The organism is Psychromonas saccharinae (assembly GCF_051201515.1).
Lineage (GTDB): Bacteria > Pseudomonadota > Gammaproteobacteria > Enterobacterales > Psychromonadaceae > Psychromonas.
Genome location: NZ_CP195153.1, coordinates 4,156,713 through 4,168,645, shown reverse-complemented (window position 1 = coordinate 4,168,645; position 11,933 = coordinate 4,156,713). Strand labels below are relative to the sequence as shown.

At 34.7% G+C, this 11,933-nt stretch carries 12 protein-coding genes; all 12 read left to right on the top strand.

Annotated features, from left to right (window positions below):
- Window positions 1-10 precede the first annotated feature (10 nt).
- The 12 genes from ACR30L_RS18635 to ACR30L_RS18580 all read left to right on the top strand — a co-directional run bounded on the left by ACR30L_RS18635 (window position 11) and on the right by ACR30L_RS18580 (window position 11,828).
- The gene (locus ACR30L_RS18635) at window positions 11-808 is read left to right on the top strand and encodes a DsbA family protein (RefSeq protein ID WP_435235728.1); all 798 of its coding nucleotides are present in this window, start codon (window positions 11-13) and stop codon (window positions 806-808) included.
- A gap of 829 nt (window positions 809-1,637) precedes the next feature.
- Window positions 1,638-2,075 carry a type II secretion system major pseudopilin GspG gene (gspG, locus tag ACR30L_RS18630; protein WP_435235727.1) on the top strand — a complete coding sequence of 146 codons (438 nt, stop codon included), beginning with the start codon at window positions 1,638-1,640 and terminating at the stop codon, window positions 2,073-2,075.
- On the top strand, window positions 2,050-3,750 hold the full coding sequence (locus tag ACR30L_RS18625; protein WP_435235726.1) for a GspE/PulE family protein: 1,701 nt from the start codon (window positions 2,050-2,052) through the stop codon (window positions 3,748-3,750). Before gspG ends, ACR30L_RS18625 begins: the two co-directional genes overlap by 26 nt.
- Window positions 3,747-4,946, top strand: coding sequence for a type II secretion system F family protein (locus tag ACR30L_RS18620; protein WP_435235725.1), 1,200 nt, complete (start codon window positions 3,747-3,749; stop codon window positions 4,944-4,946). The genes ACR30L_RS18625 and ACR30L_RS18620 overlap by 4 nt, the downstream gene beginning before the upstream one ends.
- On the top strand, window positions 4,930-5,418 hold the full coding sequence (locus tag ACR30L_RS18615) for a type II secretion system protein (protein ID WP_435235724.1): 489 nt from the start codon (window positions 4,930-4,932) through the stop codon (window positions 5,416-5,418). Before ACR30L_RS18620 ends, ACR30L_RS18615 begins: the two co-directional genes overlap by 17 nt.
- 4 nt (window positions 5,419-5,422) lie before the next feature.
- Entirely contained in the window at window positions 5,423-5,854 is a 432-nt protein-coding gene (locus ACR30L_RS18610; RefSeq protein WP_435235723.1) for a type IV pilus modification PilV family protein, read from the top strand.
- Window positions 5,817-6,554, top strand: coding sequence for a PulJ/GspJ family protein (locus tag ACR30L_RS18605; protein ID WP_435235722.1), 738 nt, complete (start codon window positions 5,817-5,819; stop codon window positions 6,552-6,554). The genes ACR30L_RS18610 and ACR30L_RS18605 overlap by 38 nt, the downstream gene beginning before the upstream one ends.
- A complete protein-coding gene (locus ACR30L_RS18600; protein ID WP_435235721.1) occupies window positions 6,547-7,428 on the top strand; it encodes a hypothetical protein in 882 nt (293 codons plus the stop codon). The genes ACR30L_RS18605 and ACR30L_RS18600 overlap by 8 nt, the downstream gene beginning before the upstream one ends.
- A 48-nt stretch (window positions 7,429-7,476) precedes the next feature.
- On the top strand, window positions 7,477-8,658 hold the full coding sequence (locus tag ACR30L_RS18595) for a hypothetical protein (RefSeq protein ID WP_435235720.1): 1,182 nt from the start codon (window positions 7,477-7,479) through the stop codon (window positions 8,656-8,658).
- Window positions 8,655-9,206: a hypothetical protein gene (locus ACR30L_RS18590; RefSeq protein WP_435235719.1), complete on the top strand. Its 552-nt coding sequence runs from the start codon at window positions 8,655-8,657 to the stop codon at window positions 9,204-9,206. The genes ACR30L_RS18595 and ACR30L_RS18590 overlap by 4 nt, the downstream gene beginning before the upstream one ends.
- A complete protein-coding gene (locus ACR30L_RS18585) occupies window positions 9,203-9,715 on the top strand; it encodes a hypothetical protein (RefSeq protein WP_435235718.1) in 513 nt (170 codons plus the stop codon). The genes ACR30L_RS18590 and ACR30L_RS18585 overlap by 4 nt, the downstream gene beginning before the upstream one ends.
- Complete coding sequence (locus ACR30L_RS18580) at window positions 9,699-11,828, top strand: hypothetical protein (RefSeq protein WP_435235717.1); 2,130 nt, start codon at window positions 9,699-9,701, stop codon at window positions 11,826-11,828. The genes ACR30L_RS18585 and ACR30L_RS18580 overlap by 17 nt, the downstream gene beginning before the upstream one ends.
- The last annotated feature ends 105 nt before the right edge of the window (window positions 11,829-11,933 follow it).

The window sequence follows — 11,933 nt, the reverse complement described above, 5'->3', positions numbered from 1 at the left end:
AGGAAAAAATATGTTTTATCGTGTTTTAATGAATAGCAATCTTTTTATTCGATTGGTATTTATGTTACTTGTATCTAGTCTTTTTCTTTCTGGTTGTGCTGTAACGGAACAAAGCAAATCGACTGACTCAATGCAATCCGAACTAGTGCTATTAAAAAAACAAGTATCAACACTGACTCAAAATCAAACAATAATTGCACAAAAGATCGGACTTGCTCAACCCCATTTAAATGTCGGAGAAAGTGCAAGTTTAGGAGATGAAAATGCGCCTGTTATCTTGGTTGAGTTTACTGATTTACGTTGTCCATTTTGTAAAAGATTTAATTCAGAAACATTTCCTACGTTAATGGATAAATATATTTCAACAGGAAAAATGCGTTTTATTGGAAAGCATTTACCAATAACATCATTACACCCTAGTGCTTTTATTGCTTCACAATTGTTAGAATGCTCTCGTGAACAGACTTCAGATGCGATAGGTTATGAAAAAGCAAAAACATGGATATTTTCTCAGAAAAAAGGTATTTCTGATGCTGAACTTGATTCCTTTAGTATTGCGCAAAATGTTGATAAAACTGCATTAGAAGCTTGTATGAATGGCTCTGATGTAACGGCAAAAATCAGAGAAGATATGTTGATGGCTAAACAATTAGGACTCAATAGTACGCCTTCATTTGTGATTGGATTACAAAAAGAGGGGGTAGTGACAGATTGGAAAATAATTAAAGGTGCAAAAACGATTGATCAATTTAGTCAAGCTATCGACCAATTTGTAACTTTAGCTGCTAATAAACCTAATGTTGAATAATATTAGCGAATCCCAGTCGGTCGTTTGGATATCCGTAATAAAATAACCGGTAGAGGATTAACAGAGTTCATTCTACCGGCATATGTAAAAACAAGTAATACCAATTGTATTAAATATGTGATCTAAATTTTGCGCTGGAAAAATAGTTTAGTTTGAGGCGAAAGTTGATGTAAATGGTTGTTCCCTTAACGAAACTTTCAACAAAGAAATAAACTATTTTAACCAGAAAAATAGATTAGCTAATTATTACGATTGGTATAACCTACTAAAGAATGTATTTTAATCACATCGGTTAATGGTGGGATAGGTTTAGTACTTAGCAAAACAACATATACCCATTACTATTCAATATACAAAAATCAGCAAGCCATAAGGTGAGCAGCTTCTAATCATAAAATTAAAGAGCTAACGGGTTAAATCAAGACGTTATAACGACGAAGATGTTTGCCTAACGGCCTGTTCTGTCGGTCGCTCACTCACACACACACACACCAATACTTCGTTCCAACATTCGATAAGGACCTGCCTTAACATCCTGTTGTGCCTTGTCTTGGTATCCGTGCGAATGACAGATAAATACATATGGATTGATAATGGTAATGCTTGCCACGTTGACTGCTCTTCTGGTCACTAATTAATTCTTTAATATTAAGTTATTACATGTAATAAATAGTTATTTTCGTTATATTATGTTATTTCTATATCAATTGCAGTTATTACGATTAATCTAATTTGATGGGATTTATTGAACTGTTATATGATAAATGACGGTTTGTGTTAATATAATCCCAATTATATTATTGGGTATTTAGGATGAGGTTAGTGAAACATGTTTAATCTGTATCGAGCTGGAAAAGTACAGTCAGAAAGAAAAAATCAAGATGTAATAAAAGGTTTTACTTTAATTGAATTACTGATTGTTATGGTTATTTTAGGGTTGCTTGCTTCTTTAGTTGCACCACAAATGTTTGGTAAAGTTGGCGGTGCAAAGCAAAAAACAGCACAAACACAAATGGAAATGCTTTCAACTGCCCTTGATATGTATCGCCTTGATATTGGAAGCTATCCTAGTGATTTGAGTGAGTTAACAGAGTCCAATTTGGCGGCTTGGGAAGGGCCTTATTTGCCTAAAAATGTGCCAGATGATCCATGGGGAAATAGGTATCAATATAAGTATCCTGGTGATAATGCAGAATTTGATTTAATCAGTTATGGGAGTGATGGCCAAGAAGGCGGAGAGGGTGAAGCAAGTGATATTATCCGCTAGTATAACTGAATATTTACGCGATACGTTAAAGCTAAATGATAAGCAGTTATCTGAAGCGCATAAATTACAAAAAACACTACATGTTTCATTAGAAAAAACGCTTATTTCCATGGGAGTGTTGGAAGAAGAGCAATTACCTTCTCTTTATGCTTCAGTTTATCAGGCAAAAATATTACCAAGTTCGGCAACTGTACTTGAAAGTGAAAAAATTGTTGAATTATTAGATATTATAAATAGTGATTTTTTGTTGGGGCATGGTGCTGTCCCGTTGGATTTTGATAGTGGCACATTAACACTAGGGATTGCGCAAGTAGAGGCGTGGGCCTTATTTGACTATATTAGGTTACTACCGTTTTCAGTCTCTTATAATTTTTGCACAGCAAAACAGCTGGCGTTATTGATGGAGCAGTATGAGCTCAATTTCCAATTAGCCGAACAAAGCATTGATGGTATTTTATATGCCGGAGATGGCGAAATAGCACGTTTAAAAGAGTTGGCACAAGGCGCTCCCACTGTCTCATTTGTTAATCAACTGGTCACTCAAGGGGTTAAAATAGGTGCATCAGATTTGCATATAGAGCCAGTGGCAGATCGATATCGAGCAAGGTATCGTGTGGATGGTATATTACATGAAGCGGATCCGATTCCTCAAAATTTACAGCTTGCGGTTATTTCTCGTATCAAAATACTTTCTGGTATGGATATCGCAGAAAAACGGCGTCCGCAAGATGGTAAAATAGAAACGCGCGCAAATAATGTCGATTTAGATATACGTTGTTCGTCATTACCTCTTGGACAAGGGGAAAGTATGGTTATGCGTTTCTTGATTAAAAAAGCAGTCCAGTTCGATCTCGCAACATTGGGTTATGAACAAGATTTAGCTGAGCGGATTGAAGCCGATTTAAAAAGAACCTCCGGTGTAATCTTAATGACTGGTCCTACGGGCTCAGGTAAAACGACAAGTTTGTATTCCTATCTTAATCAGTTAAACCGCCCCGAAGTTAAAATCATTACCCTTGAAGATCCCATTGAATACCAACTAGAAGGTATTAATCAGGTACAGATTAATAACGAAATCGGTTTTGATTTTGCAAAAGGTTTGCGAAGTATTGTGAGACAAGATCCTGACGTTATTATGGTCGGGGAAATTAGGGATAATGAAACCGCGCGTATAGCTTTACAATCTGCATTAACTGGGCATTTGGTTTTTAGTACTGTACATACTAACGATGCTGCAACTGCTTATACTCGTTTACTGGATTTAGGTGTTCAAGAATACTTATTAAATGCGGCATTGGTATCTATTTTGGCGCAACGTTTGGTTCGTCGTTTATGTTCGTGTGCAAAACCTGTTGATGATGAAACTTTACAGGCGATGAGTCAACAGTATGATTTGGAGCATTTAGCTAAACAGTATGGTGTTGAGGAAATAACACTCAAGACGATAAATGGTTGTGAGCATTGCGGACATACAGGATTCCAAGGGCGTGTGGCATTACTTGAATACCTTCCCTGTGATAATGAAATCAAGCAGTTGCCTAAAGGTGATACCTTTTTTATTGAAGCTGCTGATTATATGAAAAGAAATAAATTAAGAAGTTTAAAAGAAGATGGCTTTTTAAAAGCAATTAAAGGTCAAACAACGTTAGATGAAGTACTGCGGGTAGCCGGATGACGCAGAAGTTTAAATACAAAGCATTAACAGCTTCAGGTGAAAAAATCACTGAGTATATATTTGCCGAAGGTGAAAAAAACGCTCGTGAGCTATTGAAAAAGCAATCTTTGATTGTACTGTCAATCCATGAAGAAAATACGAGTGGACTTTTTAAAGGCCAATCAAGAGTCAGTGTTTCTGCGATTGAGCAATCTACAAACCAATTAGCGACTTTATTAGAAAATGGTTTACGTATTAATGATGCATTAGAAATACTGGTAGATACTGCTGCTTCTCAGGCATTAAGCGAAGTGTGGCGAACCATTTATGCTGAAGTACAGAGTGGTAAGTCTCTGTATCAAGCATTGGAAAAATATCCTGAACATTTTGATTTGTTGTATCGGGAAATGGCAAATATAGCTGAAAATACAGGTACATTACCGAGTGTTTTTCGTAACCTTGCCAATAATCTAGCTTTTCAACAATCTTTGAAAAGTAAAACAATTCAAGCATTGATATACCCTATGATTATCTTCATGGTTTGTGTCGTTGCTATTTTTGCTATTTTTAATTTCGTTATTCCAAATATGGAAAGTGTGTTTACATCAATGGAAACGTTACCTTTTTATACTCAATGGTTGTTGGATACAAGTCATTTTGTGAGTGAAAATAGCTTCTTACTTATTTTCGCTTGTGTTGGCGTATCTGCTTTATTGTATACATTATGGAATCAGGAAAAAACACGGCAGACATTACTGTTGTGGATTAGAGGGGTACCTTTTTTGGGGGGCATGTTTGATAAAGCAGAGCAAATTCGTTTTACTTCAGCGATGAGCCTAACACTGCAAAGTGGTTTAAGTTTATCTGCTTCTTTGCTGTTAAGTATAAAAACATTAACATCAAATAGGAATAAACAACAACTAGAGCAAGCTAGGTTGAAAGTCGATAGCGGTGCCTCATTATCTGAAAGTTTAGCGGCAAGCCATTTTCTCGATAGAATTGCATTATCGCTGATACAGGTTGGAGAGCAGAGTGGAACGCTTGATAAGTCATTTTCAGAAGTTACTTCGCGTTCTAAAAATGATTTTGAAGCCTGGATGATTAAAATGACAGCACTGCTTGAGCCACTTTTGATTCTTATTATGGGTGGAATAGTAGGTACCGTTGTGGTCATTATGTTACTTAGTATTGTGTCTGTTAATGATATTTCACTGTAAGCCTATTAATCTAACTAAAAAGCTAACGGGCTTTACTTTAATTGAGCTATTAATAGTCTTAGTTATTATGGGATTATTAGCATCGGTGTTGGTTCCTGATATGTTTGGGATGTTAAAACGGTCTGAGGCACGAACAGAAATAGCTAAAATTAAAGCATTAACCGAGTTGAGTATTGAAAGAAGTTTTTTTGGGAAGAGTACCATTCAATTAGAATTTTCCTCTTCTGAATTTAAAATTATACAGTTAGCCGAGTTAGATAATCGTACGAAACAAGAAGATACAGAGGAAGTCGATGATGTCGATGAATATGCACGTATTGATAATCGTGATTTAAAAGCATTGCATAGTCGCTATTTCCAATTTGAAGATACGAGTATAAAGATAGTTAATGGCGAGTGGCAGGGAGATAACATCGTTAAATTATTAAGCAGCTCAGAATTATCATTGTCTCAATTGCGCCTTCGAGATTAATTGTATGCAATATTACAAAACTAAACAGTCAGGAATGACATTGATTGAGGTGTTAATTGCCTCAGTTATTTTATTTGTTGCCATTGGAACAACGGCAGGAGTCCATCGGGTATTAAATCATTATCAGCGATTAAACCAAGTTGACTATGCTCTCTTATTAAATCAACAATCTTTTTTTGATTATTTATTTTATGAGTTAGAACAAGGTAATTACAGTGGAGATTATAAATTGGGTGAGTATTCTCTTATTTGGGAAGCTCAACTTAATAAAAGAAAGCAAGTCGTAGAAACTTGGGATCCAGAGTTGTCTGGGAGCATCGACAGTGGATATTCGTACTCTAACTATGTAGCCCTATATGATGTCGAATATCATGTGCAAAATTATCCAGGAAAAACATTTGAAATTACCCAATTGGTCGTCGAACCGAAAAGCTAAACAACAAGCATTTACATTACTTGAAGTGTTAATTGCATCGACGGTGTTTTCCGTTGTATTGTTGATTGCCTCTTCAGCCTTTAAATTCTATATGTCATTAGGTTCTCGAACGGTTAATAGTGAGCTTGTTATGAAAGAAGCGATGGATATGATTAAAATTCGTTCGTCTATTAAAACCATCCAATATTATTATATTCCCGAATCCGGTGTGAGTTTAAGTGGTGCTAAGTTGTTTTTTAGAGGAAGTAAAGACGGTTTTGTTGCAATTACAATTGGAAGCATTAATTTTCCAGCTCAGCCGACTAGGATCTCAATAGAAGAAAAGCGGAATGAAAAAAATCAACTGGATTTAGTCTATTGTGAATTTCCAAATAATTCTTCTTTTCCTACCGTGGTTAGTGATGCAAGCTGTGATGAGCCGATGATAATAGCAAAAAATATAAAATCTGCTGTATTTTCATACTTTGGGTGGCCTTCTATTGATGCTTTGTATGGTACGGTGGGAACAGGGATCTTAGATAAGGCCCAAAATTGGATAACACCTTGGTTAGGTAGTAATCGAGGAGTACTACCACAATACATAAAGGTACTTATTACTTATGAACAAGGCGAAAAACCATACCGCCCTAGTCAGTTATGGTTCCATATTAGTGATGCAGATCCGGCGCAAATTTTAATGAACAATACTAGCGATGAATAGATCTTCACGTGGCGCAGCCCTAATAATCGTATTATTTATCGCAACAATCTTAGGTGTTGTCTCAGCATTATTGATTGCTAAAACGAAGCACCATGTTGAACGTATTACTATTGCAAAAGAATATATGCAAGCTGAACGAAATGCGTTATCGGATTTAAATACATTGATCTTTAATATGCAAACATCACCATATATTATACTTGGTAATAATGTTTTGCTTACGGATACAACTTTCTCTGACAGCATGGGATTACCAGAGAATATTAATTTATATAATGCGCCTTTTACATTCAGATCTTCGCAGGTTAAAATTCAAGATATGGGAGGATTAATACCTCTAATGCCTATAGATACTTCACTAATTAAGCGTTATCTTGAATCTTTGAATTGGCCTCAAGATCAGATTTATTATTTTTTAGATGTATTAGAGGACTGGCAAGATAACGATGGATTTCGTCGCTTAAATGGTGCAGAATCTAACGAATATAGCGTTTTTGGTTATCCGTTAAATCAGCCGATACAGACCACAAAAGATATTGGATTATTTAGTAAAGTTTCCCCTGAATTGCTAGAAACCTTAGCAACCGATAAGCATATTATTCAATTTGGGGCTGGAACCTCCTCAATTAATTATGCGCCTGATGAACTGTTAGCCGTTATGAGTAGTGAATTCGAAATACAAAATATAATTGCTAGGCGTGAAAATAGTCGTTCGCTAGGAAGAACAACGCTAATCGATTCTTACCCCTCTGGTAATTTGATTATTCGTATAGAAAGTCGTTATAAACGAGCTAAAGCAACAAAGGAAATACATATTCTACGTAGGTTAGGTGAAGAGAGACCATTTGTAATTAGTTATTGGAATGAAAAATAATTGATATGTTCGAATATTAATGATGTTGTTGGTAAGTAAGGAATTATTGTGAAAGAGCAAGGTTTATTTTTGGGGGGTAAAGGACTTTATCAGTTATCTGTTCGAGCGCCGAGTACAAAAAAGAATATTTTAAATAGTTTAATTAAGGCTTTACCTTGGTCAATGTCTAATTGTACTATTTTACGTGATAATTATTGGGAATTAGTTAAATCTTATCCAACCTCAAATCTTATTGAAATATACAAGATAATTAAATCGGAAATTGCAGAAATATCTCCACTTCCGGGCAAAACGTCTGCTTATATCATTCACATATCAAAAAATTCATCGATTGTTTTGTATTGTTGCTTTTCTCATGATGTATTAGCAAAAGCTAAACATTATAATTTATTTCGTTTAATTCCAGAAACACTTCCTTTATATCGCCAACTATTTAATAAAGAAGGAACCTATAACTCAAACGTAACTTTAGAGCCTGTTTTATATGATTCTATTGATACAGATACAGATACAGATACAGATAATCACCACTCTTTTTTAAAAAACAGCCTTTTATTACAAATTAGTGATAGCAATATTGCTTCTCTATCGGTTAGTGAATCTAAAGGGGTCGAGTTTTTTATAACGCAGCAATTAGATAATGCGATAGAAATTAAAGAAGCTCAATATGCTTCGATACTAAAGCATTTTCATGTTTTAAAGTTTTTAGATTGTTACTCACAAGTTCTTATTTATCTCAGTGAACTGAAATCTCGTTGGGGGCATATTGGGCCATATTTTTTAGTTTTTACTTTGAGTTTCATATTTACTGTTGTTACTGGTGTGTCTGCGTACTCTGTTTGGCAAAATGATTATCTCTCATCGAAAGTAGCAACGCAAAATAGCTATGCATTAGAGTCAATTCAAGCAACAAATAAACTTAAGGAAATTAAAAATGATATTATTAAGATCAATAAAACACTTAAGGAACATCCAGAAAAAAGTCCTATTTTGATAAAGTTGTCTGAATTATCTGAAAAACAAAATTTTGAAATTACGACTATTGACATATCTCCGGTAGATATTCAATTGCAAGGATTAACAGACAGTGCTGTAAATTTACTTTCTACCTTATCAAAAACGCCTGGTTTCAATGATGTTGAGTTCGTAAGATCACCTAGCCCCGACAAGGAAGGCCAAGAGCGCTTCTATATTAAATTATCTTACGATGTTAATGGGATATTGTTGTGAAACAAAAGAAGTTAATTTTATCATTACTCGCATTGCTTATTTCGATTAAATTTATTTATTTGCCATGGCGTGGTTGGTTAGATTCGCAACAGCAAAAGATAGAGCAATTACAATCTTTTTCAGCTAAGCAAGATATAGCAATTAATAATAAAGCACTTTTAAAGTCAAAGTTAATTGAGCACGAAGCCAAATTAGATAAATTTGTTGAAAACATTGCTTCTTTAAATATTGGAGATGATTCCAATACTCTTTGGTTTAATTTAATAGAGTCAATTAAAAATAAAAACATTAAAGTATATAACCAAAAATCTGAGTTTGAATCACTTGTAACTGAGCAAATTGGATATGTTACAGGGAGCTTTTTTATTTCTGGTAATCCTAGTGATGTGATGAAAGCCATTATACAACTTGAGTTAAAGTCACCCTATGTTTTCATTGATAAATTAGTGTTGAAACGTGGAACTAAAAAAGGAATTAAAAACGAAAAATTAACTGCTCAACTTTATGTTGGATATTGGTTTATTCGTAAAGGCGTTGAAATAGAATGATAAAAATAGGAAAAAAGCTATTCGTTGCTATTGGAGTCGGGGTTTTATGTGCCCTTATATTATTATTAATAAAACTATTTTTTATGGATGGTTATGGTGCTAATGAAAAAGTTTCTATAAACGAATCCGTCAATATTAACGATACGCATACAGATGGGAAAGAGAAATTAGATCTTGTTGTTCTTAAATTATTTGATTTTAATCTGGATAGTTATATTGATAAAGATGAAAACGCGGAATTATTGACTCTCCCTGGAAATTATCAAGTCAAAATTGTTGCTCAGTCTACTGTTGCAAGTACAATAGCGACACTGATTGAAGTCTCGTCGCCTAAAGAAACAAAACGGGTATTAGTGAAAGAAGGTGATATAGTTAATGATTTGCTTATAAAATCGATTAGTGAACAGCATATTGTTGTTGAAAACAAAGGGAAAGAATTTATTATCAAGCTTTTCCATCCAAAAGAACTTAACTTAACTGAAAAAGAAATAAATGATGAAAAACAATAATATTTCAAACACATCTTTGTTTTCTGTAATTGCTTGCTCATTAATACTTACTTCATGTGCAACTATAGAAGAGCCTGAGGATACTACTAGCTCTGTTAATAATATGCCAAGTGAATTAATTCTTGAAAAATCTCTTATTCAAGTTCCAGCTGAACAGCGAGAAAAAATTGGTAATGAAAAGGCAGCTAGAGAGTCAAATAAAAATAATGATCTTTTGCCAAAACAGCAAACAACGACAAAGCTGAATGCTCTTTCTGGGATAGAAAGTATCACTTATGAAGTTCAACAGCCACCGGCATTCGATGATGAAAAAGTATCTATTAGTGTGGATTCAATGACAATTGTTGAATTTATTCATTATGTCTTTGGTGATCTGCTTAATTTAAATTATGTTATTGCATCGGAATTACAATCAAATACAACTGAGATTTCCCTTAATCTAAAGGATCCGATGGATAAATCTACGTTGTACTCAACGACTGGTCAGCTTTTAAGTGATAATGATATTGCGATTGTTCGTAAAGACAATATTTTCTTTATACAAAAAAAACAAAAAGGTAAAGATTATTCAAATTCACAAGTAGGTATTGGACGTAATAATATTGACGTGCCAGAGACTGCTGGCCAAATTGTACAAATAATTCCTTATGTTTACACTGATAGTCGTAGCCTTTCTAATATTATTAAAGAACTGACGGGTATAAAAGTTTCGATAGATGGCAGTCAAAAATTAATTACGGCAAAAGGTAGTCGGGATGAAGTATTAGATGTAATGCGTGTATTACGTATGCTGGATGTACCAAACTCTGCAGGAAAGTCGATTCGTTTGATAAGCTTAGCTTATGTTGCTCCTGATACTTTAGTCCAGAAAGTAACAGAGCTTCTAAATAATGATGGGTATAAAGTAGGTCGAGATCAGGATGTCGCATTTGTTTCAATACCTCGTTTGGGTGCCCTTGTTGTTTATGCGGTGAGTGATGAAGCTGCTAGTCGAGCTGAGTTTTGGAGTAAAAAGCTAGATATCGCAGTTGCTGGTAACGAGTCTCAATTTTTTATTTTCCGTCCGCAATTTAACAAAGCGATTGATATACAAGCATCTTTAAGTCCGCTTATTGGTTCTATTTTAAGTCAAACTGAAACATCTCCTGTTTCATCTGGTGGCAGTAGTGGTGCTAACGATAAAACCGCGTCGTCTTCTTCCGCCTCTTCAATAATGTCTGTCGATGAAGTACAAAATGCATTGATTTTCAATACAACGGCAGATAAGTATAGAAAAATAAAACAACTCTTAGATAAGTTGGATCAATTACCTGGCCAAGTTATTTTAGATATTGTAATAGCAGAAGTAACCTTAAGTGATCAGTTAACTTCTGGTGTTGACTGGTCCTATTCCTCGACTGGACAGAGTGATACTCTAGACTCATTTTTATCGGTGAATATGACGAACTCAACGGGCACATTGTCCTCATCGATAATTAATGGTAACTGGGGTGCAACGCTTAGTTACTTATCAACACAATCTGCTTTAAAAGTATTATCAAAACCATTTTTAATTGTTAAAGATGGAGAAAGTGCAACGATAAGTTCAGGTGATGATATCCCGACTATCACGTCGACTAGTACGAGTGATAGCGATACAGTAACTAATTCAGTTCAATATGTTAGTACGGGGATCCAAGTGTCAATTACACCGACTATTAATGCAAAAGGATTGATCAATCTTAGCGTTACGATGAGTAGTAGTACATCATCAACTACATCGAGTTCAAGTATTGACTCTCCTACAATTACAAGCCGCTCGATCTCGACGAATATTTTTACTGGGAATGGTCAGACTGTTGCATTAGGTGGATTGATTCAAGATCGAAATACGGATGGTGGTAACAAAATTCCTTGGTTAGGTGATATTCCATTAATTGGTAACCTTTTTAAATATGATTCATCTTCGCGTTCTCGTACGGAATTAATTATGTTAATTACAAGTAAAACCGTTCAGTCAGTCGATGAAGTGGACGAGTTTGGCAGTAAAATTCTTGATTTATATAGCTTCCCATTAAGTACTGAATTAAGCAGTGAACAAGTGGGAAATCAAACAAAAGAGAAAACTGAATAAGAGTGGTGCTTATTTACCTTATATATTTATTAACCACTCGCGGAACAAAAGTGAATCTTGAAGTGGTTGGGGTATATGTCTAATTCATTAAGTTTTTTCAATGTA